Below are 25,373 nucleotides of genomic sequence, written 5' to 3'. Positions count from 1 at the left end.
GGGAACAGGGCGTTGATCAAAGGGGGAATTTCCCGGAGAGTTCCAGGGCGCCTGCGCACGTCCACGCGGCCAAGCGATCCTCGATGGTTGGGCCTCCGTCGAGTGGGCTCTCCAGCCGTGGCCTGCGCACCCAACAGCCCGCTTCCTCGGCGATCAGGGCGCCGGCAGAGAAATCATGCTCGTTCAATCCGCGCTCCCCAAAGGCGTCGTAGGTGCCGTCTGCCACCAGGCACAGATCCAAGGCCGCGGAACCCAGCCTCCGAACATCCGCGAAGCCGTTCATCAGTTCAGCGAGGCCTTCCGCTTGATTGGCGCGGGTATCGGGATCGTAACTGAATCCTGTGGCAAGGATGAGGCCGGTGCGTCCGGGCACGGGGCCAGCCAAGCGGGTTGTCTCCCCAGCGACTTCCAACCAGGCGCCCTTGCCCCGGGCGGCCGAATAGACCCGTCCCAGGGCCGGCGCATGAACTACTCCCGCCAGCCAGACGCCGTCGGCATCTGCGACGGCCACTGATGTGCCGTAATAGACGATGTTGCGGATGAAGTTGGTGGTGCCATCAAGGGGATCAATGGACCAGCGGTAACCCGAGGGTTGCTCGGGCCTCGTGGTCCCGTGCTCCTCGCCCGTAATGGTGTCATTAGGCCGTGCCGCCAGGATTGCCTCGCGGACTGCGTTCTCTGCTGCGACGTCGAACTCGGTCACCCAGTCGCCGGCGTCGCCTTTGTTGGATATTCCCAACCCGGCGCCGCCTGTGCCCGCGGCAGATCTCCGGGACAGGACAGCCGCGCCCGCAGCAGCAGCGCGTTTCGCCACGGCGAGCAACTCGATGGCGTCGGTCATTCTGCCTCTGCTTTCACTGTCTCTGCAGCGTCGGCTTCGGATTCAAACTCGGCCCCTGCCTCGGAGTCAGCATCGGCCTCGGAGTCAGCGTCGGCATCCGCCTTTGCCGGGCCGTTCGCCAACAGCTCGCGGAAGCCGTCCTCATCCAAAATCGGAACACCGAGCTGCTCGGCTTTATCCAGCTTGGTCCCAGCACTTTCACCAGCCACGAGGTAGCTGGTGTTCTTGGACACCGATCCGGAGGCCTTCCCGCCACGGATGATGATGGCTTCCTTGGCCTCGTCCCGGCTGAAGTTGGGCAGCGTCCCCGTGACCACGATGGTGAGTCCCTCCAGGGTTCGCGGCATGCTGGTATCGCGTTCGTCTTCCATCCGCACGCCGGCAGCGGCCCAGCTGTCCACGATCTCGTTGTGCCAGTCCACAGCGAACCATTCCTTTAGGGCTTCGGCGATGGTGGGTCCAACTCCGTCAACATGCGCAAGCTGATCTTCAGTGGCGTTGCGGATCGCGTCCATGCTGCCAAAGGCCGTCGCCAGGGCACGGGAGGCAGTGGGTCCCACATGGCGAATGGACAAGGCCACGAGGACGCGCCACAGGGGCTGCTTCTTCGCTTTCTCCAACTCGGCAAAGAGTTTTTCCGTGGTTGCCGTTGGCTTCGATGGCGACTTTGCCGTCCCCCGTGAGTAGAAGTACGGAACAAGCTCATACTGGCCCGTGCCTACGCCCTTGGACCTCTTCTCCCGGCGGATCATGACATTCGCCAGATCCTCACGCTTCAAATTGAACAGCCCGGCTTCGCTGGTCAACGGCGGAGTCTCCGGCTCCGCCGGCTGCGTCAAGGCGATCGCCGCTTCCCAGCCCAGGGCCTCGATATCGAACGCACCGCGGCCAGCCAGATGGAAAACACGCTCACGCAGCTGTGACGGGCAGGACTTGGCATTGGGGCAACGGATGTCCACGTCGCTTTCTTTTGCCGGTGCCAGCGGGGTGCCGCAAGACGGGCACTCGGTGGGCATCACGAATTCGCGCACGGGTGGATCCTGTTGGTCGCGCAGCGCCAGTACAGGTCCAACGATCTCGGGAATCACATCACCGGCCTTGCGGAGAATCACGATGTCGCCGATCATGACGCCCTTGGCCTTGACCACATCCTGGTTATGCAGAGTGGCCATTCCCACGGTGGAACCCGCCACCTTCACCGGCTCCATCATGCCAAACGGCGTGACGCGCCCCGTGCGGCCCACGTTGACGAGAATGTCCAAAAGTTTGGTGTGGACTTCCTCCGGCGGGTACTTGTAGGCGGCGGCCCATCTGGGGACGCGGGAGGTGTAGCCGAGGGCACGTTGTGTGGCGAAATCGTCAATCTTGACCACGATGCCGTCGATTTCGTGGAGGAGATCATGCCGGTGCTCGCCATAATGGGCGATAAATTCCAGGACGCCTTCAAAGGAATCCAGAACTTTGAAGTAGGGGCTGACAGGCAGCCCCCAGTCAGCCAGCAACTTATAGGTTTCGGATTGGCTCATGGCATTAAGGCCCTCCCGGGCGCCGATACCGTGAACGAACATGCTCAAGGGACGCTTTGCTGTTTCTGCCGGGTCCTTTTGGCGGAGCGAGCCCGCAGCCGCATTGCGTGGATTGGCGAGGGGGGCTTTGCCTGCGGCAACCAGGGCTTCGTTGAACTCCACGAACGCCTTGGAGGGAATGAACACTTCCCCACGAATTTCAACTTCCGAGGGATAACCCGAGCCGCTGAGCTGACGCGGGATCTCCTTGATGGTGAGGACGTTATGGGTGATGTCCTCACCTGTTGTGCCGTCACCTCGGGTGGCCGCCCGCACCAATTTTCCGTCCCGGTACAGCAGGTTCACGGCGAGCCCATCGATTTTCAGTTCAGTCAGCCAGGCGATCGGCGGGACGCTGTCCCCGAGCCTCGCTACTGAAGATTCAGCCTTGCGAACCCAGGCTTCGAGCTCCTCGAGGGAAAAGACGTCGTCGAGGCTGTACATCCGCTGCAGATGCGCGACGGCGGTGAAGGCAGCCGAGACTTCGCCGCCAACTTCCTGCGTGGGCGAGTCGTTGGAGACGAGTTCCGGGTGCAGCGCCTCGATTTCTTCCAGGCGACGGTACAGTTCATCGAACTCGGCGTCGGAAACCGTGGGCGCGTCCTCTTGGTAATAGGCATAGCGATACTTGCGAACGAGGTCGGCAAGTTGCTCATACTCGTCCCGCAGGCTCTCCGAAGGAGGTGTTCCCTCTTCTGCGACTAAGGCCGCAGCGCCAACCTGGGTTGTGGTGTCGACCGGATCTGGATTCTCTGGTGTGCTCACAGGTCTATCTTGCCGCAACCCACGGACATTATTGACCCATCGGGATGTGAGCCAACGCCCATCGATTCCTAGCTGCGGTTCTCCGGCGGCATGGCGATCTGCAGCTTGCGTACCTTTCCACGTCCCACGATGTACCCACGGCCCGGGATGAAGTCCTTGCTGATCCTGCCCAGCGATGTGTTCAAGAGGGTATCCCCTTCCACATCACCAGGGTTAAGCAACAGTCCACGCCTGCCCGACTTGAAGGGTTGGGCCAGGGACCACGCCTGGGACCATGTGGACGTTTCGGACTCACCGACCACCCACTGATCGGCCTTGATGGCAGCCGTGACCAACCGTCCCACGCCCGATTCCGCCAACGTGTCCGTGAACTCCGTCAGGCCCTCGATGAAGATGGCCATGCTGCCCGGGTTGTCCGTGGCTTTGTCGATGAGATCATCCACCACGTCCGAGACCTCGTCCGGCCCCACCAGGGACCTGCTCCAGATGTTCAGGGAGGCAACCGCGGAGCGACGGGACCCGATGTAGATCAGGTCTGTCCGCGGGTTGGACCGCCGCAGGGCGTACGCCAACGTGACCAAGGCAACTGTGCGGCCGGCACCCGGCGGCCCCGCGAGCAAGAGCGAACCCTTGGCAGCGATGGTGGCTGAACCCAGGGTCTCGTCGTCCACGCCAATAACAGGATTGTCCGGGGCGCCGGTGGGCAGGATATCCAAGTCCACGAGTTCCGGAAGCCGTTGTATCTGTGGCGCCTGCTCCAGTCCCTGGCGCACCATGGCCTGGCTGAGTTTGGACACTTCGCGGGCCTGCAGCGCCAGGTTCGAGTTACCACCCAGCACGGCCAGTTGGACTTCCAGCCCATCGAGCAATCCGCGGCCGGGAGGCGAGGCTGCGTTGAGGACGTCCTTGGGCACATCGAGCGTCATGTAGTCGTCTTCGGAGCTAAGACGCAGGACCAATCGTTTTTGGATCGAGGCAAGGAGCGACGCCGGTACAGAGTTGGTTCGGTCACCGCTCACTACCAGGTGGATACCCAGGGGACGTCCATCGGTTGCCAGTTGGAGGAAGATGTCCCAGAGTGCGGACAGGTTGCTGTACTCATAGCCTTCACGGAACGCGGACATACCGTCCACCAGGATGAAGATACGCTTTTCGTCCGGACGGTTTGCGAGTTCACGGTATTCAACAATGGTGGAGGCCCGGACCTCGGCGAAGCGCGCGGCACGGTCATCGGCAACCTCCTTGAGCCAGCGCAGAAGGCGGCCAACCCGCTCGACGTCGTCACCGTTGATGACCTCCCCCACGTGCGGAAGTCCTTCCAGCATCTTCAAACCTGAAGAACCACAGTCAATGCCATACACGTGGACGGGCCCACCACGAGGGGTGACGGCGGCGGCGATGGCGATTCCGCGCAGCGCCGCTGACTTGCCCGAACCACCCGTACCGTAGACGGCCATGTTGCCGTCCTTGTCCGGTTCATAGAACACGGTGGGCTGGTCCTGGTGTGCGGGGTCATCGGCCACGCCCAGCAGGAGTCGCTCGTCCGTGCGTGGGTTTGGCAATTTGGAGAAGTCGTAGGTCATGGCGAGTTCGTTCAGCCACGGCTTGCGTGGAGGTGCAATCGCCAGGAAGTCCGCGGCGCGGATGATGTTGCCGGTCATTCTGGCGATGTCGTTGGGGCCAGCGGGTTCTTCCTCCACAGTTGTGGCAGGCGGTGGCTCCCACGAGGGACCGGATCCGAAGGCCATCTCAACGATGTCGATCCGGGGGCGCTGCGGCTTCTCGGTGGTCCAGCCACCCGCATATCCGGTCTGGAACCCCTGGATGCGGCCGGGGCCGGTTTTCGCCGCACCGCGCCCTGGAATGGAAGGATCGAAGTAGGCTGCCGTGGGGACGCCAAGAATGTCCACCGCATCCACTTCATCTGCCATGCGCAACGCAACACGAAGGTTCGTGTTCGCCCGCAGGTTGTCCTTGATGACGCCCGCAGGGCGCTGGGTGGCGAGGATCAGGTGCAATCCCAGGGAACGTCCACGGGCAGCGACGTCCACCACACCGTCAACAAACTCAGGGACCTCAGTTGCCAGCGCCGCGAATTCGTCCACGATGATGATGAGGTACGGCGGTGCCTCGGGGTCTGCTTCCCGCTGCAGCGCCAGCAGGTCCTTGGCCTTTTTACGGTTCAGCAGGCGTTCACGATAGTGAAGCTCGGCCCGCAACGAGGTCAGGGCCCTGCGGACCAGGTGCGGAGACAAGTCGGTGACGAGCCCCACGGTGTGTGGCAGGTGCAGGCAGTCGGCAAAGGCAGCACCACCCTTGTAATCCACGAAAAGGAAGCTGACACGGTCCGGGCTGTAGGCTGCTGCCATTCCCATCACCCAGGACTGAAGGAACTCTGATTTACCTGCGCCGGTGGTTCCGCCCACGAGGGCGTGGGGTCCTTCGTTCTTGAGGTCCAGGTAGAACGGTTCAACGCCTTTGGAGCCCACCAAGGCACGCAGGCTTCCGTTGTCCTTCCGGTTGGGCACCGCCGTGGCATGGACTGAATTGTTCTCCTGCCAGCGTTCGGCAACGGCCTGCGGGTTGTCCATTAGTTCCTTGCCGATCAAGGTGGCGTAGGAAACGGCACGCGGGAGGTCCGAATCGTCCTCGAGCGGATTTCCGACATCCACCAACGGCGACATCATGCGCGCCAGCTGCGTGGCAAGACCAGCGTCGAGGCTTTCGCAGCTCACAGGGTAGGTGTGGCGGCCAAGCCGTACCTGGCCGGTAGTGGTGCCGTGATCGCCGTCGACGGAGAGGAAGTCCCGGCAAGCAGCAGGCAGGGACTGCACATTCGCTGCCACCCACATGACGTGCACCCCGAAGTCCGGGCCGCGTTCCACCAGCCGCGTCAGCCGTCCCCGGTCCACCGGTGTATCGTCCTCAACGACCACCAGGACAGCAGGTACCACGGGGCCGGGAATCTCTTCGTGCTCGTCCTTGAGCGCGGGGCGTGGCTGCGCACCGGGCTCTTTGGCCTGGGCCTCGCGCTGCTCCACAAGGTCTTCCAGGCGGGAGAGCAGCGAGGCGCCGGCAGCAGGGCCGGCGGCCAGATGGTCCCCGGAGAGCGGGCTGTGGCCGGAACCAACGTGCGGGAGCCACTGCAGCCAGTCCCAGCGCTCACGCGAGCGGGCCGAGGTCAGTGCAGTCAACACCACCTCCGCGGGCGAGTGGAGTCCCACCAGCTGAAGCACCATTCCGCGGGCGACATCGTCCACCACGTTGCGGTCCCCTGCCACGCCGAACGAACCCGAAGTACGCAGCTGGGACACGATCGGCACGCCATCAATGACGCGGACCTGCTGCAGGCATTCCTGGATTTCCCTCATGTAGCGGGGTTCGGTTTCGTTGGCCCCGGGTTCGTCGAACTGAATCCGCGAGGGCGAAGATCCGAGTCCGAAACGGACACCAAGGAAATGCTGATGCTCAGGACGGTTGGTCCACAGGAGCGGGCCGAGTTTGTAGATCGCATCGACGGTATCGCTGACCGATGGCGCTTCCTGAAGCCGCACGGCCCGTTCAATGTTCTGTTGCCGGTCAATGTCCTCCCGGAACGCCAGCATTGAAGCCTGGAACTGCTTATGGCCTTCCTTCGCCTGGCGCTTGCTCTGCATCTTGTGATCCACATAGTGGCCAACGATGAACAGCGGCATCATTGCCATGAAAAGCACCGAGAGCAGGTTCTGGGTGAATGCGAAGAGGACGCCACCCATCAGCAGCGGCGCGATCAACATGATGTACGGGAATGGTTGGTGTTCAGGGCGTTTGGGCCCAGCCGGCGGCACACGTTTGGGAGACTCAAACCTCGGCAGCACACGCGGCGAGCGGTTGAAATCGACCAGCGGCGATGATGGGCCGCCTCCATGGTTCCGCGACAGTGAAACAACCCCAACGGTGGTATCGCCCAGGGTCACCGTATCCGAGGATTCAAGCGTTGCCCGGGTGACCGGCAAACCTTCCATGAGGAGTCCGTTGGCCGAGTTCGTGTCCACGATCTCCACAGTCTCGCCAACGGTGATGCGTGCGTGGCGCTTGGACGTCAGGGGATCCGAGAGGCGGATGTCGGCGTCCCTGTCCCGGCCGATGTAGCTGGTGCCGAATGGCAGCGAAAATTCGCGTCCGACGTCGGGCCCTGACATAACGCGCAGGGTCGCCGCGGCAGGTCCACGGTTTTGGCCGTTGGTACCGCCGTTGCCGTTCGACGCAAACTGCTCGCTCACCTGCGCAAGCGAAACCTTGGAACCGGGCCGCAGGCCGGACTCGAGCAGGTTGTCCGAGGGGCTGAGGACATGGCCGGACAGCCCGCCGCCAACGAACGCTTCGTCCACGCTGATGGACAGGTTCGACGGCGGTTCGGTGCCCTTGCGCGCGGGGTCGGCAGCCCACAGTTCGGTGGCGATGTCCGCCACCGTGGCACGACCATCCACGGTAACGGCGAGGTCCTTTGCTTCCGCGGGGTCTCGCCGCAAGGTCAAGCGGAACTTCATGCTTCGTCTGCTCCAGTCATGGTTTCCAGAAGGTACAGGTCCGCGGCAGTCACCAGGTGTGAGGTCACGGCGTGCTCCACCAAGCGGGCGCGGCGGTTGGTGGCGAGTTTGCCGGCGCCACCACGCAGGCCCACGACGCCCACGCGGTCCAACTTGTCGCAGACGTTATCCAGCTTGCGATTGAAGCGGGTCAGGGCCCAACCAAGCCTCTTGGCTGCCTGCGCCGAGGACGGAATAGCGCTGAACCCGGTGCCATCCCGGCGCAGCATGGGCTCAGCGAGGGCGACGATCAGTGCTTTCTGCGAGTCCGTAAAGACGACAGGGCCTATGGTGGTGTCCCCCGCCTGGTCTTCGTCCCTGGCTTCATGCCGGAAAGAGGGCGTCTTCAAATGCACGGCGAACTCATAAGTGGTGGGCCCAGCGGTGAAGATGACATTGGTGTGGCTGAAAACGAGCGGAATCCGGGCGCCGGGAGCCAGCCAAGCCTGCATGCCGCCCGATCCGTCCGCGACGGTTGCAGAGAGCATGCTGCCTACGTTGCTCAGCCACCACATGCCGTCATAACGTGCAATCTGCAAAAAGCGCCGGTGCAGGTACGGGTTGTCGTCGACCTCCAGGTCGCCTTCCCGACCGATGTCAAAGACGTCTTCGTCGGATGGTTCGTACCATTCGCCACAGAAATCTATTGCTAGATCCCCCATGATCTGTGCCTCCTCAGTCGGCTGTAAGTGTGTGTCATGCGGCCGCTTCTAGTCCACGCAGGCGATGGAACCCTCGCCCCCGGACGAGGCACTGCCATCAGCGCGGACAATAATCACCTGGATGCAGAGTGGCGATTCCGTGCCATAAGCCCGTGCGCGAGGCTCCTTTTCGGAGGTGCTGTAGTCACTTTCGGTGAGGACGACAGTCCTGTAACGCCACTTGTAGGTATCACCGTCCTTGGGCTGCGGGTTCTTCCACTTGAAATCAGCGAAGTCCGGATTTTTGGGGTCCCGGGTGCCGATCAGCCCCTCTACATCCGGAACCCCGCCATCGCCCAAAGCATCCACGGGGGATTTGCTCCCGCTCTCCGTGGGGACAACCTTCGGCTGCGCCTGGGCACCCAGCACCACACCCACAACAATCGCGACAACCAAGACTGCGGCGCCCGTCGCCGCCAGCCAGAGATTGCGTTTGCCGTGGTCGGCAACTGCGGCTTCCTCCGGGCTGTCGGTGGGGGCCTGCACAGCGTAGCGGGCCACCGTCGCGTCTACTTCATGTTGCCGGCCCGAAGGCTGCCAGCCGCGAAGGACCGTGGACTCGGCGGGGTCGGGTTCAGGCGTGCCAGGCTGAGGAGCGTGGAACGGCGGATAGGTGTGTGCCGAAGGAACCTGCGGTGGCTGCGACCGGGGAGGTGACGGCTGCGGGTGTGCGCTGCTTCCTGGAACAGTGGCGCTTCCTGGAACAGTGGAAGGGAAGGTCCGTGCCGGGAACGTGGGAGCCGAGCCGGTTGTAGCCGTCCCGGGCGCGTCCGGATCAATGGACGCGATGCTCCTGACCCTGGTTTCTTCGTAGGTGTCGTCCGGGTGCTCGTCGCCGTGCGCTTGTTCTTCGAGCACCTCAAAGGGCGTCACGGACAAGTTCAGCTCTGTCTGGATCCGCTGCAACGCCAAGGCAAAAGCGTGGGCCGAGGAATAGCGGGATTCCGGGGACTTCGCCATGGACGTAGCCAAGACGAGTTCCAGCGACTCCGGAACGTCGGCACGGCCGAGCCTGGGCAGCGGCGAATTGGTGATGCGGGAGATCAGTTCCCGCTGCGAGTTGTCCTGGCCAGGAAGAACAAACGGTGAACGACCCGCAAGAAGCGTGTACAGGGTGGCACCGAGGGCCCAAATGTCCACTGGAACGCCGTCAACTGCCCCGCCCCGGAATTGCTCCGGCGGTGACCACGGGATGGACATACCGGCGTCGTCCTCGGTATCGGCCCCAATGGTCCCGGAAATGCCGAAGTCGGTGAGGGCGGGACGGTTGTAGTCGGTGACCAGGATGTTGGCGGGCTTAATATCCCGATGCACGATGCCAGCCCTGTGCGCGGTCTCGACGGCGGATGCCACCTGGATGCCGACGGCCAAGACCTCATCCACGCTGAAGCGCTGGCGGCGGTAGCGCACATCGAGGCTGGGCCGGGAGCAGTACTCCATGGCCAGGTAGGAATGGCCGCTCTCCGTGATTTCCGCCTCGAAAATCGTCACGATGTACGGGTGCGAGGACAACTGCGCCATCAGGTTCGCTTCGGACTCGAAACGGCGGCGTGCACCCTCGGTCTTCAAGTCGGACAGCAGCACCTTGACGGCTACTTTACGGCGCGGCCTGTCCTGCTCGTACAGGTACACGTCAGAGAAGCCACCTGAGCCCAGCAGGCTTACGTACTTGAAGCCGGGAATCGGTGGAGGCGGCGCGGGGGGCCTCTTGGAACTCAAAGAATCTCCTCGAAACGCAATGAAATGTCGTCGCCCAATTCAGCGATGTCGCCGTCCAAAAGGATGGCCATCTCGTTTTGGGCGAGTCGGCGGGGTGCTTGGCCTTCTCGAATGAGCACGGTTCCGTTCGTCGCTTTGAGGTCGCACAGCATGACGTGCCAACCCTCCAACCGAACCTCGACGTGTGAGCGGGAAATGTCCCCTCCGGGGCTCTCCACCTGGACCAGTCGCGGCATGGTGCCCCCTTGCACGCGGGACACTGACGGCTGCCTTCCAATGATGAGTGACTGGTCCAAATCGATCAGCTCACCAGTGGATAACCGCATCCTGCCCAAGCGGGGTCGCGGGACCTGAAGCGAATCACCGGATAGCGCGAAACCACACGTGGCACATTGAGAGTACGTGGGCGGGTTGGCATGACCTTGGGAGCACACCCGCGCTAAAACGCTGGGACCGTTGCCGGCCGGGGCATCCTTCGGTGCAACGCCGGGCTCTGCACCTTGTGCGTCCTGGCCGGCGATGCTGCTCTTCATGATCGTCTGGCCGTCATGGTCAGCATCCTCTGCCGCGGGGACGCTATCCAAGCGCGGACTATTCATGGGCATGGTGGGCCGAAGCGCTGGCATCGACGCCAAACCCGCCGGGGCTGACTCCCATCCCGCCGGAACCTGAGGCGCAGGCCGGTTGCCATTCGCTGAAGTGGAAGGGGCTTGTGGCGGAGCAATCGATTCGGCCCGGCCCTCAGGGGCGGGTACTTCGCCAGGGCTGCGCAGCCAGGGAACGGACTCGATCAGTGCAGGCACATGCCCGACGCCGGATCCACCGTCCGCTGCCTTGTCACTGCCTGCTTCGGCCGACCCAGGCGCGGGACTTGGTGCCGAAGCTGACATTGGTGCTTCTGACGTGGGTGTTTCCGAGCCCGATGTTTCTGATGCCGGAGTTTGTGCCGCAGGGGCATGGGCCGCCGGAGCATCGTGATCGTCAGATTCGTCGTCCACGCGCACAGCTGCGTCTTCGATGTTGCGCATCACCGTCTTGTCCCACAGGTGGTCATAGTTGGTGGTGGTCTCCAGCGAAGGAATTATGGGATCCGTGGTGCTGGTGTGGACGGGAACGCCCGAGGATTCTTCAGCGCTTTCGGGCTGTTCAGTGCTCTCGGGGTGTTCAGTGCTCTCGGGCTGTTCAGTGCTCTCGGGCTGTTCGGGCTGTTCAGTGCTCTCGGCATGACCTTCGGAATGTCCGGGCGAGATGGTGAGACCCAGGTCTGCGTCGGCGTAGCCAATCATGGTTTCATCGGACACCGCAGCCGGCGCCGGAACCTTCACAGCGCCGGGTTGGAGCACCACCTCGAGGGAGGCAAGCAGAACCACGCCCTCCCCCAGCGGCAAGCTGCCGTCCGGCGTCGAGGTTTTACCAGCTCTTGCTGGGATACCAAGGTTTCCCGGGACGGAAGGGGAACGCGTTCCCGAGGCTATCCGCAGGCTGTACGAATCAGCCCCAGTGAGCCGGCGCTCCGTCCAGGTAGTCACGTCCCGTCCAGAGAGCACCTCGTCCCCGGCGGACATTTTCACGACGAGTTCAAGGTCGCCGCGAAGAAACACGCGCAGCGCGTCCTTGGAGTCGATGATTCCAAAGGGTGGGATGCGGCTGAGGGAAACCCCGAAAGCCTCGGTCACTTCGTGGAGGACCTCATGGGCTTCAGGCGCGGACGCGAGAAGTTCCCACACCGAATCGATCAGGGCAGGCGACGTGTCGGGGCCCAACAGCACCACAGTGCCCTGACGCACGACGCCGAACCAGTCACCACGCTGGTATCGGGCGTGGGGTGGGTTGTTACTGCTTGCCATCTACGCCCTCCTCCTGGTCAGTTCCTGTCACCCAGGCCCTGGGGAGGGTGTCCTCCTCCACCTCTGATTCGCTCTCCGGGCGCGGCGCGGTGGTGGCGATGCCGGCGTCGTTAAGGACGTTCTTGGCGTCAACCACGATCACCGTGACGTTGTCCCGTCCGCCGCTGCGCAGGGCAGCCTGGATCAAGGCATCCACGGCGTCCTGAGGATGGGCCACGGTGCTGAGGATGCGGAACAGATGGTCATCCCCCAGTTCGCCGTTCAGCCCGTCGGAGCAGACCATGATCCGGTCCCCCTCCTGAATGGGCAGCAACCAGAAGTCCGCCTCGGTCTCGTCGCCAGTGCCCAAAGCGCGGGTGACCACATGCCTGCGCGGATGAACGGCCGCTTGCTCGGCCGTGATGTCACCGGAGTCCACCAGTTCCTGGACTTCTGAATGGTCCACGCTGATCTGGGCGAAATGACCCTGGCTGAGGCGATACGTCCGGGAATCCCCAATGTTCATGACCAGCCAATAGGGAACGCCCATCTGTTCCACCACCACGACGCCGGAGAGCGTAGTCCCCGCGCGCGCTCCTGTGGCTTCGCGGATGCTGGCATCGGCCTTCAAGAGGCACTCCTGCAGGTCCGCTGCCGAAGCCGAACGGACCCCTGCCGCCAGGACAGGGGAACTGCCCAGGGTGCGCACACACACGCCACTGGCGATCTCGCCTGCCTCATGGCCCCCCATGCCATCGGCCACCGCGAAGACGGGATCCGATGCAATGAAGGAGTCCTCGTTCAGTTCGCGGCGCAGTCCGCGGTCCGTCCCGTATCCATAGCTGAGTTGAAAGGAGGATCCAGCGGCGTTGGCATCCGCATCGGCGGGACTGGCCGGCTGTGAGTTCATGCTTGTCCTAGGTGGAAGGAACGGTCCCCGAAGTGAACGGTGGAACCTGGTCTGACGAAAACTGCTTCCCCCGGATGAAGCCGGGTCTGGAGGCCATCGGGCGTAGTGACGGCACTGCCATTGGTTGAGTTGCGGTCTGTAACCCACACACCATCGCCATCAACCCGGAGATGCAAGTGGGTCTTGGAGATGGACCTTCCTGGATCCGAAACGGCCAGCAACTGCTCGGCAGCTTCCCCAGGCTGGGGTGCCGGATTGCGGCCAACCAGGACGGTTCCACCGAGTTCCACATTCTGGCCGTCGTCAACACGGATCCGCAGCACGGCCTCCGCCCGGGCAGTTCCGGGCCGCATCTGCGTCCTCTCCACGTCATCGTCCGGGTGCGCAGGGGCAACAGGATCTGGCTGCTGAACCGCCTGCGCCGTCCCTGCCGGAGCCTGCTGTGAGTGAGTCCCAGGACGCGGGGCAGCAGGAGGACGCCACTGGTTGGGATTGTGGGAAGGTTGCGCTGTTGGCATTGGGGCTGGGGTGGGTGCTGGAACAGGGTTTGCCGTTGCTGGTGCGCCGGACGTTGCTGATGCCCTGGACATTGACGGCATGGGTGACACCACTGGCTGCACGGGCGGTAGCTCGACGGGCGCGAAACTGTAAGGCCCCTGGATCCCTCCAGTAGCAACCGGGTTGCGGCCTGCGTGGACATCGAACACCAAGGACTTCGCAGCTTTGTCATGCCAGCCACGCAGCTTGCCGTTCTTGTCCCAGGCATTGGAAACAACCACCAGGACGGCCCAAACCACACCTAGGACCATGAGCGGGAGGGCGATCCACAGGACCAATCCAAGCAACCCAAGCCCCAACAGCACGGCGCCGAGGATTGCCCCCAGCAGGAGGAGCCCGCCCGTGAGAATGCCACGGACAAAGACCACACCCCCGCCCGGAGCGTAGCCGTCGGCATCGGCACTTCTGATGCCCATCAGTTGATTACCAATGGTGTTTCCAGACCGGGCTTCGATTCCAAGAAGTACAAACACGTACACGACCGTGACACCGAGGCCGATGCTCCCCAACAGGACCAGCAGAGCGGTGTCGTAGACGATAAAGCCGTTCCGCCGGGTTTGGGTGATGCCCGCGATGCCAAGTGCGAAGGTGGTCGCCAGGACGGCCACAGGTCCCAACCAGTCCAGCACTGCCGCACCGAGGCGTTTTCCCGCGGATGCCGGTACCAGGTCGAGCTGTGTAGTCATTGTGGTCCCTCCCCCTGGCCCCGGATGTACGTTTGCAGCTGCTTCACGTCCCGGCTGCATCGGTGCTGTTGACGCCGGCACTACCGAGATACTACCGGCATCGGGCAGGCCTTGCCGGGTTGCGAAGTCGAGGGCGGCAGCCTGGGCACGGTTGACGTTGCGTTCCTTCCGGGCTCCACGATTGGTCAGCGGCGATCCACAATGAGTACAAAAAGCTGCGCCGGGACGCACCGGGTGTTTGCAGGCCGGGCACAGCTCAGCTTCACTACTCATCAATGCTGCCCTTCTTCTTGAACAGGTTGCCGGCGGTGAACTTGCCACCCTTCGTGGGGTCCGGGGGTGTCTGTTCCCGTCGGCGCAGCGCGGCCCTGCCATCGGAAAGCAACGATCTAGGCGAGAACCTGGCCTGCTGCCTCTTCCAGAAACCAACGCTTCCGGTGATGTCCTCAAGCGAGGAATCCACGATTTCCCAGTACTCCTTGACTTCTTCCTCGCTGGGTTGACCCGCTCCGAAGACTGCGGCGTCAGCCCTGTGCGCCAGCATCGTGGTGGTAGTTCCGGTCACCGGGAATGCCTCCGCGATGACGGTGGCCGATTCCCGCCGCGTGGACTTGTTGTCTATCGAGGCGCCCATGTCGGTGGCAAGGCTCAACACTTCGTTCCACCCACCGCCCACCCGCTGGGCGGGGTGGCCATCACGAAAACGTGCCTTCCGGCGTCGTGATTTAAGCAGAAGGATCAGCAGGAGCGGCACGGCGAGAATTCCGAGCGGAATCATTGCCACGCCGATCGCGGCCAGCAGCGGCCCCCAGAACAGCCACGGGTTGTTTTTCTTCTCGTCAGCATCCAAGGCATCCGGGGTGGAGTCCGGCGGGAGGTCCGCGGGCTCCTGCGGCGGGGGCGGCGGCTGCAGCACCTGCGGCTTGGGCTTGGACTTGTTCTCGGGGTCCGGCGGGATGGGCACGTTGTCCTTGGGCGGGGTGGGATCGAACGACACCCAGCCGACGCGGTCGAAGGCCACTTCCACCCAGGCGTGCACGTCCTTGCCCGTGATCTTGACGTCCCCTGCACCGTTTTCCGGGCTCTTGGGATCGGGATAGAACCCCATGACGACGCGCGAAGGGATGCCGAGGTGACGCAGCATGAGCGACATAGCCGCAGCGTATTGTTCGTCATCGCCCAGCATTTGCTTGGCGGAGAGCAGGCTGCGAACGCGTGCTGCACTGTGACCAGGCAAACTCGGCAACTGGCCGTCAGCCACGAGGCCGTTACTGAACGCCCCGCTCTTCTGGAAGTGGGCTTCGATCTGCCGAACACGGTCGATTGCCGTGGGAGCGTCAGCCGAGAGCTCGTTCGCCTGCGAGGCGACGATCGGCGGTACTTCCTGGGCCTCGGGCAACGTGAGCTTGGCGAAGTCGTACTGCGTCAGCTGGCCATGTTCAAGAGTTCCCGGATCAGAAACCTGGACCGTGTAGTTGTCGCCCTTTGCCAGGCCCTTGGTGGTCACTGCGGTATCGGTGCCGGCGTTGAAGTACAGTCCCGACGCCGCCCCGGAGCTCTCCAGGAAGCTCATACCTGTGGTGTGGCGGCCTCCCGGGACAAAGTATCCCTGGTAGTCCTCGATGTTGATTTCCAGCGTGTAATTGGTTCCGGCTACGGGGCTTCCCGTATCGGCCAGCGTGTTCAGCGAACGGGCATCACCCACCTTGCTGAAGTTGCCGGAACTGTTGGGATCCATGGTGTAGTTCAGGCCGTTAAAGGCATCCAGCGCCGCGAGTCGCACGCGTGCGTCCTTGGGTAGGCCCTTCACAGTGAACAGCGTGTGGTCTTTCTCGTCCTTCACGAAATTCCGGAAGCTCGCAAGCGGCGTGATGTAGTCGCGGGGGTCGAACGGCGGAACGATCGTGTTGCGCAGTACCTTCCGGTCGTCGCTGGCGGTCACCAAAGGCGAAGCGACTGCGGTGATCCCGACGGCGGCGACCACCACGGCAGCAGCAGTCCCCAGGCGGCGAAGCTTCCCGCGGCGGGCCGCACCGGCGTCGGACTCAGCCCTGTTGGCCGAAACGGTCTTGGTGCTGCTCTGCCGGAGTGCGTCACGGCGGAACGTCGCCCAGACAATCGAGACAATGGTCAAGGACACGCCGCGCTCCACATTTAGGAAGCCCGCGCTGGTACTGAAGGCGATGCCGGTGACGAAAAGGACCAGCACCGGCAACAGCGGCCAATACGGGCTCTTCAGACGCCAGGTCAACAAGCCCGCAGCCAGTGCTGTGATCAGCGAGCTGAGGAACGGCACAATGAGCATGCCGTTGGCCGTGCCCACGGGCACGCCCACCGTGAGCATGTCCTTCCACGCAAAGACGATCCCCAGCAGCAAGATCCGCAGCGAGTCCAGGCTCGGCAGGAACCCGAGGACGGCTGAGTCGGGCACTGCCAGTGCCGAACCGAACAGCATGTACGCGCCGAAACCCAGTGCGGTGGTGATCAGCAGTCCCAAGCGAAGGTGCGCGTTCAGGATCGCGATGCCGAGTCCCAGGAAAATGCCGCCCAGGCCCGCGATGATGTAATGCGGATCGCCACCGAAGCTCAGGCTGAAGCCAAGCACGCCCAGGAACAGCAGGACCACCAAGGCGCCGCAGTCCACGGCAAAATGCCAAAGGGGTCGGCCATCGGCGAAGACCGAGCCAGCGCTGGCGCGCCTGGCGCCGCTGGTGTCCCTGCGGCGTGCGCGAAGATTTGGTGCGGTGCTCATGCTGCCGCCTTTCTCAGCACGATTGCCAGGTCATCGAGGTCGCCAACGGTGAGGACCGTCAGGTCTGCAATGTTGGCCCGCGACGGCGCCGCTCCGGGTTGGACGCGGACGGCCAGGCTGCGGACACCCGGCGGAACGGACGCCGCCGCGGTGCGAAGCTGCGTGGCCGTAACATGGCTCCCCACCACGAAAAACACCACGGATGCGTTGGGAACGGTGTCCGAGAGGTTCCGGGCGAGGTCGACGGCGGTCTTCCGTAGGGGTGCCCCCACAATCCTGGTCATGTCGTCCAGCAGGTTGCGGCCAGTTTCACAGCGGAGCGGTCCCTTTTGCGTCAGGACGTCCAGCTCACGCTGCTCCCGGATGGCTTGTCGGCCGATGGAGGCGGCAACGGAAATGGCCATTTCGAATTCGGATTCGGAATCGTACTCGTCGGTGTTGATGGAGAGCGAAATAGCCAGGTGCGCTCGGCGCGTTTCCTCGAACTGCCGGACCATAAGTTTGTTGGTGCGGGCCGTGGTCTTCCAGTGAATGTGACGGCGATCGTCCCCGGGAACGTAGTCGCGCAGTGCGTGAAAGGACACATCGGCACTGGAAAGTTCCGTGGTGGGCATGCCTTCAAGGTCTCGGATGAAGCCGGCAGCCGAGCCTCCCAACGGTACCGTGCGTGGGTGGACGAAAAGGTCCACCGGCTCAGTCCAGAGCACGCGCCGCCGCAGTAGATGGAGCGGGTCAGCACGCACGGATCGTACGGGACCGACAACAATCACAGCGCGCCGCGCCGTCGGAATGGTGAAAAGGTCCTCATGTACCTGGGCCGGCTTCATGCGGGGCAAGTGGAAGATAGCGGTCGCGGCGCCCACCGGCAACTCCAACGCGGCAGGCAACAGCGGCCTGGCCGAAGCATTGGACACGGCGATGCTGCCCACTGCGTCGTCCCCCACCGCCACGCGGGTTCGGGCCAGATCCAGGACAACGCCGTAAGCCGAGCGGCCCACGATGAAGCCCACGGCCAACACAAACAGCAGGAAAGCAACCATCGCGGCAGACTTCGTCTCTTGCCACCCCCAGGCCTGCCCGGCGATCCACAGCCCAATAGCCGCAGCAAGGACCACCCAGCCGAGCACGCTCACCACGGAAAGGACAGGCCAGGCGAAGCGAAGCCACAGCTCCCGCACCTTGGCCCATGCCGGCGCGACAAACTCGCCCGCCGTTCCCACAGCTTCAGCCCATACGGCCGAGGGATGGAGTTTGCCGGGTTTCTGGATGCCGGGCTTGCGCTGCCAGGCACCGACTACTTTGTTAAGCGTTCGCACAGCCCTATGCGCTCGCGCGTTGCTGCGGGGCGGCGACGTCGGCCAGGACACGCGTGAGCACGACCTCCGGCGTCGCGCCGGAGAATTCGGCCTCGGGATCCATCACCAAACGGTGCGTCCAGACCACGGGGGCAAGTTCCTTGATGTCATCCGGAAGGACAAAGTTGCGTCCCTGTCCGGCTGCCCAAACTTTCGCGGCGCGAACCATGGCCAAGGCACCACGGACCGAGACGCCAAGGCGGGTCTCGGAAGCGTTGCGCGTCTCTTCGCAGAGCCGTGAAATGTATTCCAGCACTGCAGTGTCCACGTGGGTGGTGGCGGCGAGGTCCGCCATGTCAGCCACGGCCTGGGTGGTGATGATGGCAGTGAGGTCCTTGGAACGGTCCTTCAAGTTGGCCCCTCCCAGGAGCCTTACAGTGGAGGCGTGGTCCGGGTAGCCGATGGACGTTTTGATCAGGAATCGGTCCAGCTGCGCCTCAGGCAGGCGATAGGTACCGGCCTGTTCAATCGGGTTCTGCGTAGCCAGGACCATGAACGGACGGCCTGCCTCGTACGTGGTGCCATCCACGGTGACGCGCGATTCTTCCATGACCTCCAGCAACGCCGACTGGGTCTTCGGCGAGGCACGGTTGATCTCATCGGCCAGGACAATGTTGTTGAAGACCGGGCCCTTGTGGAACTCGAACTTCTGGGTCTTCTGGTCATAGATGGTCACACCCGTGACGTCCGAAGGCAGGAGGTCCGGAGTGAACTGGATGCGGTTGTGGGAACCCTGGACTGTCGCGGCCAAGGCACGGGCAAGGGAGGTCTTGCCAGTACCCGGCGCATCTTCAAACAGGACGTGGCCTTCAGCCAGCATCGCCGTGAAGGTGAGCCGGATCACGTGGTCCTTGCCCAGAACGGCCTGGCCCACGTTGGCAACGAGCTTCTCGAACGTTTCTGCAAACCACGCGGCCTGCTCGTTTGTCATGGTCATTGGGTTCAGTCCTTATCTGGGTATGACGGGTTGGGATGATGTGTGGTGGGCAATTCAGCAACCGCCTGGCCGGGGTCCGTAGAGATCCACCGTGGTGGACTTGACGAACCAGCCGTCCTTGGCAGTGCCCTGTAGCCGGTACCAAGGGGTGCCGTTGCCGTAGATGTCTTTGGTGCAATTGATGGTGATCTTGCCCCAGGAGCGCTCCACCCAGCCGACGCCGCAACTGGCAGGGCTGCCCGGAGTGTAGGAGTCCGGCAGACCGGGCTTGCCCGGGCAGGTGCGGACACTGCTGGCGTCCACCTGGATCTGTGACGCTGGCGGCGGTGGGGTGGGGTCGTCGCCGCTGGTGGAGTTGGCGCTGCCGGCCGGTCCGGCCACAACAGTCACTGCCCTGACCTTCAGGTTGCGTGTGTTGTTCCATCCACCACCGGAGGCATCAAAGCTCGTGGCCTTACCCACGCCGTTCCAGCCGCCACCGTCCAGGCTGACCTCGTAGTGATCCAGGGGCCGGCCGTTCATGGATGGGTTGTTCCACGTCCAGTGCACCTGGCCATCGCCCTTGGCGGACTTTCCACCGTTGACGTTCGGCGCGTTCGGAGGCCCATAGGGGTTCCCCGTGCCGATTGCCTTGGCATCACCGGACATGCCGTTCTTCACTGAAGTGGCAATGATGTTGACCACCACGTTGGTGCCGTTTGGCTGGCCGCCGATGTCTCCGCCGCCACGGCCAATCGGACCCGAACCGTAGGCGGTCTGCCAGCGGTAGGTGATTTCGTTGTCCTGCGAACCATTGCGTTCCGCGGCGGTCAGCGGCGTAAATGCCACCCGGAGCTGTCCACTGGTGCCGGTTGCGGTGACCGAACCGCTTCCTACCGTGCCGGGTTTGCCCGCAGCACGAATAGCAGCCGACTGCTGGCTGACTCCGCTGACACCGGCCTTGTTGGTAGCCGAAACCGTAAAGGTGTAGTCAGCTTCAGCGTTTGCCACGGTGACATTCTGCGATGTCGCGGCTACAGACTGGGAACCCACGACGGCGCCACCCCGGTAGGTGGTCAGCGTGTAGGCAGACACGGGGTCGCCATTATTGTTGGGTGCTACCCAGCTGACCTTCAGCTGGCTCTGGCTGCCAACCGATCCTGCGCCGGACACCGAAGGAGCAGCCGGTGTTGCCGGGACCCCAGCCGGAGTTTCCGCGGCGGAGTAAGGACTCCATTCCGAGGGTTCTTTGGCGTCGTTTCTTGCCAGGACACGGACCTTGTAGGCAACGCCGTTCGTCAGGCCTTTCCAGACGTAGCTTGCACCGGTGAGGTTCTGGATCTGGGGATTCTGGCCCGCAGGAGCCGGGGAGATCTCAAGATCGTAGGACTTGACGGGCGAGCCCTTACTGGCTGGCGGGACCCAGGCTACGGACAACTGCTTGTCCCCGAACTTGAGCGTCGGTGCCACGGGGGTGTCCGGTTTGACGTCGGGTCGAACCTCCGCGGACACCGGCGAGCGATCGGACTCATTGATGGCATTGGTGGCCGTCACTGCGAAGTGGTACTTCGCGTTGTTGGTCAGACCCGTCAGCGTGCAGGTGTTGGCTGGGCAGTCCTGTTTGAAGCCGCCTTCGCCGTACACCGTGTATTTGGTGATGGGCGAACCACGGTCGGCAGGGGCATTCCAGGTCAGCAAGGCTGTCTGGTCGCCGACACTCTGCGCAAGCGGGGTCGTGGGAGCAGCCGGCTTGTCCTTCACCGTGAGCCGGATGCGTGCCGTGGCGTACCGCGAGAGCTCCCCGGTCTTGTCCTGCACTGTGTATGCCACAACCATTGTTCCGGTGAAGCCCGTTGCGGGCGTCACTGTCACGTTTCCACCACTGGAATCCGCCGTACCCTGGCCAGTTTCAGTCACGGCCGAGACGATCTTCAGCGGCGTATCGGGGAACGGGTTCGAATCGTTGGCCAGCGCATTCACTGTGACCGGTTTGCCCGATTGGGCATCGGGTTCCACATCATCATTGGCCACAGGTTTGGGCCGGTTGGATGCCGACAGGGAGAGCTTGTAGGTAGCGAGGGCTTCCAGTCCGCGGCGGTCCTTGGCTTTCACCTGGACTGTGCCGCTCTGGCCGATCTGCACCGAATCGTCAGCGGACACCTTGAGTGTCTTGCCGTCGATGTTCACCCGGAAACCGCCTGGCGCCGCGCCCACCAGCTCGTAGCCCATGTTCTGGACGTCGTCGGCATCGGGATCCGAGGTCAGCTTCTCCAGGTCCAGGCTCGCCGAGTCGCCCTTGGGAACCTCAACCTGGCTGCCTAGCAGCGTGGGCGGATTGTTCTTATTGGGATCCGGAAGCACCTTGGTGCGGATGCTGAGCGTGGACTTCAAGCCGTTGGGATCATCAGGACCGGTTCCATCCGTGACTTCAAAGCTGATGGATCCCGGGCCCACGTATTCCGCGCCTGCGGTGTACTTGATTGCAGTGCCACCGTTGGCAATAGGATCGCTGCCGTCAGCCCCGATGAGCTTGATGCGGTCCGCCTGGGTGAGGCGGGGGGAACGTCCATCACGGACCTTGACCCAGTCGGCCAAATTTACGGTGACGGACTGGCCCGATACCAGCTCCACCACCTCATCCTTTGCCAATGTGGGAACCTGCTGCCCGATGCCCGGCACCCAGATGATGGCCGTGGACTTCTGTCCGTCCACGTCCTCCACGGTGTAGGGCACCAGTTGCGGCTGCTCCGTGAGGTCAACGATGACGTTGCCCTCAGAACCGGGCCGTGCCGTCTCCAACCCAGTACTGATCTTGAGGTTCTCCCCCACACCATCGGGGTCTTCGTCGTTCTTCAGGACGGGCACGTCCACGGCCGTCTTCCCGAGAGTCTGGGCCGACGTCACGCGGTCGTCGCGGGCAATGGGCGCCTGCAGGGGGATATCGTTCTTGACGATCACCCGGATGCTGGCCTGGCCCACTGCGTCGCGGTCGTCGGCGACAGAATAGCGGACGTTCACCGTGCCTTCGGCAGCAGGCGCAGTAATAAGGATGCGGCCACTGGTCTTGCTCACATGGGCGTCCAAGCCGGGGTCAGCTTCGATGCCATCGGCCACGATCCGGATCAGATCACCATCCGGATCAGTGTCGTTGGCAGTGGCATCCACCGCGATCTGCCGGCCTGGCCTGACCTTGACTTCGTCATCCACCGGTGCCGGCTTCTGGTTGTCTTCACCACGCGGCGCCACCCCGACTGTGACAGTTCCCGTGTTAACTGCTCCTTGGCGGTCAATCACTTTGTACCGGAACGTATCGGTACCCGCACCGTCGCCTGCGCCGACGAAATCGATGAAGTTGCTACCCGCCGTCGCGGTTCCCATGCTGGGTGTGCTGTCAATGCCGGTGAGCTGAACCGAGTCGCCGTCGGGGTCAATGCCATCCAACGGAACCGGAATGCGGACGCTGCCGCCAGCCACCACCCGCGCCGTCAGGTTCTTGGGCTGTGGCCGCGAATTCTGGGCGCCTTCCAACGGGAGGATATGGATGGTCACTGCAGCGGCGCTTTTCTGCCCCTGTGGATCCACGGCGTTGTAGATGGCGCGCACGGTCTTGGGAACAGGACCTGCGATAAAGCGGAGCGTGTCTTCGGAAACGAACGCCTTGCCGTCTCCTTCGGCAATGGGCTGGGCCAACACCGGATCAACAGAGAGCTTTTCACCCTGCGGATGTGTGTCGTTGTCCAGGACAGGAATGGTGACGACGTCGTTGACGCGTACGTTCACTTCGTCGGGTTTTGGCTGGGGAGCCTCGACGACGGCGGGGGCCGGCACCGGGACGACGCCCACGGTTCCGGTGGCCGAGGCGCGGCCGTTGGACATGGTATAGCTGAACACAAAAGGTTCCTTGGCTCCGAGGACGTCAGTGACGCGAAGGACGCTGTGGTCGATCACACTGACCGATGCCGAGGAGCCATCGGGCACCGTAACCGACTGGAGGACGAGGACTCCGCCGGAAGGATCGGAGTCGTTGGCCAACGGATCAACCAACACGCTTCCACCCACAGGCAGCAAGGCGACGTCGTGGACGGCAACCGGCGCTCCGGCGTCCTTGCCGGACTCCACGTCCACGCGAATCAAGCCCTGGCTGCTTTGTGGTCCGTTGCTGGCGATGTAGCTCAAATACACAGGGCCCGGGGTGTTGCTGCGGAACGTGAAGGTTCCGCCGTCGGTGACCGGGCCCAGCTCTGCCGGGCCGGCAGCCTCAACATGGGCCACGCGCAAGGCGCCGCCGTTGGGGTCGACGTCATTCTTCAACGGGGAAATGACCAGGTCCTGGCCCACCACTGCTGTGACGTGGTCCGCGTTGACCACCGGTGCGAGGGCTCCCGGCGGCTGCACGTTCACCACCACCTTGCCCGTGGTGGTGGCGCGGCCGTCCCAGACGGTGATGGTGACGTTCTTTTTCCCCGGCGCTGCGCCGGAATCCTGGTACGTGAGCAACCCGTCCCGGCGGACCTTGACCTGGTCTTGGTCATTGTCAGCCTTGGCGTCCAGCAGGACGAGGTCGTCGCCGTCGGGATCCATCCAGTCGGTAAGGATGTTTTGGCTAACGGATTTGCCCTGCTCCACGAGCATCGTAGTGGGCTCGGCACGCTTGAACAGTGGAGGCTTGTTCTCTTCCGGTGCCACGACGTGCAGCGTCACCTTGCCACCGGCGGACAGGCCACGGCCGTCCGCGGCGTTGTAGTCGAAGACCTCCGTGCCGGGCTTCGCGGTGGGAGGGACCTTGATCTGGAAAGCTGAGCCCCCGTAAATGTTCTCCAGCGCACCCGATTTGGGGCCGTTGGCGCCAACCGAGGCGGTGAGCACATCGCCGTCGGGATCTGAATCGTTGTCCAGGACGCTCAGGACGGAAGTACGGCCGGGACGTACGCCGAACTCATCGGGTTTGGTCTCCGGCGGGCGGTTCGGCTTGGTACGGTCCGGTAGGACGTTGATGGTGTTGTTGTCTGCGGATTCCTGGTCTTGGTCATCGGATTGATTCTTTGGCGGGACAACATCGTCCCAGTTGTTCACGAGTTGCATGTTCTGGTTGACCAGCCAGACGCTGCCGGAGTTGATGTCGTTGAGGACTACGAGGTCCCGGTTCACGCGGAAGACGTAGCTGGGCGATGCGCTGGCCTTGGGGACATCGTTTTTCTTATCGTCTGCGTCGTTATCGCAATCGCGGACATACTTATTGGCCCCGGCCCACGCTGCGTGAACACATTTGCTGACCTGCACGGGCGCGGCGGGAACTCCCTCTCCGTCCACGTTGACCGTGGCTGCCGTGGACCCGTCCAAAGGCTGCTTCAGGAGGGCTTTGCGCGTAGCGATGGCTACATATCCGCTGTCTTCGCTGCTCTGCTGGAGCTTGGCTTCCCGGGCGTCCTGTAGCTGGAGCTTGCGGCCACCGGGGAGGAAGAGGTTTCCGGATGCGGCATCCAGCACTACCGGCTTGTCGCCCACAACCGCAATCTGCAGATCGCCGGCGCCCTTGAGCTCGTCCACCTTGGTTACTTCCGAGGCAGCCCGTTCGCCATTGGCGTCCACGGTGGTGATGGTGATTTCGCCCTTGCCCGGGTCCGCCGTGTAAATGCGGTTGTCCTGTCCGACGGCTGACACCATGTTCTGCAAGCCCGTGAGGACTGGTTCGGTGGATTCTTCATCGAAGCCGTTCACGGTGGACGGCGAAAGTGCCCACACCTTTCCACGGGCGGGGTCCGTGACCGAGAGGACGCTGGAACCGTAGCTGACCTGCGAGGACGAGGGCAGTTGCTTGTCGCCACCCAACTTCAGGTTCGCCGCAGAGACCTGGTTGATGGTGGAGCCGGACTCATCGTCCACAAAAACATTGCCGTCATGCTGCAGGACATCGAAGGTGGTGGTTGCCGGTGTCACGGCTCCATCAAGAACCCGGGAGGGATAATTCAACCGTCCCACGGCGTTCTTGGTCTTGCTCACAACCCACACGCCGCCGTCGTTTAGATCGACCTCGGCCGTCTTGAACCCCGGATAGAGGACTGCGCCCGCTACCAGCAAGGCGCCGGCCGCAGTCACAGCAGTGGCAGATACGAGTTTCCTGTTTCGACGCTTTTTCAGCCCCAGCTTGCCGAAGAAAGATGTCACAGCCCCAAAATTCCCTTGTTGTACAGCCGCCCCCAGGCGGCGTCCA

At 63.2% G+C, this 25,373-nt stretch carries 12 protein-coding genes; all 12 read right to left on the bottom strand.

From position 1 onward, the window contains the following. Nucleotides 1-16: 16 nt before the first annotated feature. On the bottom strand, nt 17-841 hold the full coding sequence (locus LDN90_RS06855; protein ID WP_223948466.1) for an inositol monophosphatase family protein: 825 nt from the start codon (nt 839-841) through the stop codon (nt 17-19). Next, entirely contained in the window at nt 838-3,171 is a 2,334-nt protein-coding gene (gene ligA, locus LDN90_RS06850; protein ID WP_223948465.1) for an NAD-dependent DNA ligase LigA, read from the bottom strand. Before ligA ends, LDN90_RS06855 begins: the two co-directional genes overlap by 4 nt. A 68-nt stretch (nt 3,172-3,239) precedes the next feature. Continuing rightward, the gene (locus LDN90_RS06845; RefSeq protein ID WP_223948464.1) at nt 3,240-7,700 is read right to left on the bottom strand and encodes an FtsK/SpoIIIE domain-containing protein; all 4,461 of its coding nucleotides are present in this window, start codon (nt 7,698-7,700) and stop codon (nt 3,240-3,242) included. After that, on the bottom strand, nt 7,697-8,401 hold the full coding sequence (locus tag LDN90_RS06840; RefSeq protein ID WP_216925400.1) for a hypothetical protein: 705 nt from the start codon (nt 8,399-8,401) through the stop codon (nt 7,697-7,699). The genes LDN90_RS06845 and LDN90_RS06840 overlap by 4 nt, the downstream gene beginning before the upstream one ends. Nucleotides 8,402-8,449: 48 nt before the next feature. Beyond that, nucleotides 8,450-10,159: a serine/threonine-protein kinase gene (locus LDN90_RS06835; RefSeq protein WP_216925401.1), complete on the bottom strand. Its 1,710-nt coding sequence runs from the start codon at nt 10,157-10,159 to the stop codon at nt 8,450-8,452. Next, nucleotides 10,156-12,006, bottom strand: a complete 1,851-nt coding sequence (locus tag LDN90_RS06830; RefSeq protein ID WP_223948463.1) for an FHA domain-containing protein — start codon at nt 12,004-12,006, stop codon at nt 10,156-10,158. Before LDN90_RS06830 ends, LDN90_RS06835 begins: the two co-directional genes overlap by 4 nt. Then, on the bottom strand, nt 11,993-12,895 hold the full coding sequence (locus tag LDN90_RS06825; RefSeq protein ID WP_223948462.1) for a protein phosphatase 2C domain-containing protein: 903 nt from the start codon (nt 12,893-12,895) through the stop codon (nt 11,993-11,995). The genes LDN90_RS06830 and LDN90_RS06825 overlap by 14 nt, the downstream gene beginning before the upstream one ends. Beyond that, nucleotides 12,892-14,412, bottom strand: coding sequence for an RDD family protein (locus LDN90_RS06820; RefSeq protein ID WP_223948461.1), 1,521 nt, complete (start codon nt 14,410-14,412; stop codon nt 12,892-12,894). The genes LDN90_RS06825 and LDN90_RS06820 overlap by 4 nt, the downstream gene beginning before the upstream one ends. Beyond that, on the bottom strand, nt 14,405-16,891 hold the full coding sequence (locus LDN90_RS06815) for a transglutaminase domain-containing protein (protein WP_223948460.1): 2,487 nt from the start codon (nt 16,889-16,891) through the stop codon (nt 14,405-14,407). Before LDN90_RS06815 ends, LDN90_RS06820 begins: the two co-directional genes overlap by 8 nt. Continuing rightward, a complete protein-coding gene (locus tag LDN90_RS06810) occupies nt 16,888-18,159 on the bottom strand; it encodes a DUF58 domain-containing protein (RefSeq protein WP_223949258.1) in 1,272 nt (423 codons plus the stop codon). Before LDN90_RS06810 ends, LDN90_RS06815 begins: the two co-directional genes overlap by 4 nt. A 52-nt stretch (nt 18,160-18,211) precedes the next feature. Beyond that, the gene (locus LDN90_RS06805; protein ID WP_216925406.1) at nt 18,212-19,183 is read right to left on the bottom strand and encodes a MoxR family ATPase; all 972 of its coding nucleotides are present in this window, start codon (nt 19,181-19,183) and stop codon (nt 18,212-18,214) included. A 54-nt stretch (nt 19,184-19,237) separates the two neighbouring features. Then, nucleotides 19,238-25,327, bottom strand: coding sequence for an Ig-like domain-containing protein (locus LDN90_RS06800; protein ID WP_223948459.1), 6,090 nt, complete (start codon nt 25,325-25,327; stop codon nt 19,238-19,240). Nucleotides 25,328-25,373: the final 46 nt, after the last annotated feature.

It is taken from the genome of Arthrobacter sp. NtRootA1 (assembly GCF_019976975.1).
Lineage (GTDB): Bacteria > Actinomycetota > Actinomycetes > Actinomycetales > Micrococcaceae > Arthrobacter > Arthrobacter aromaticivorans.
This window is presented reverse-complemented; position numbering and strand designations above follow the sequence as displayed.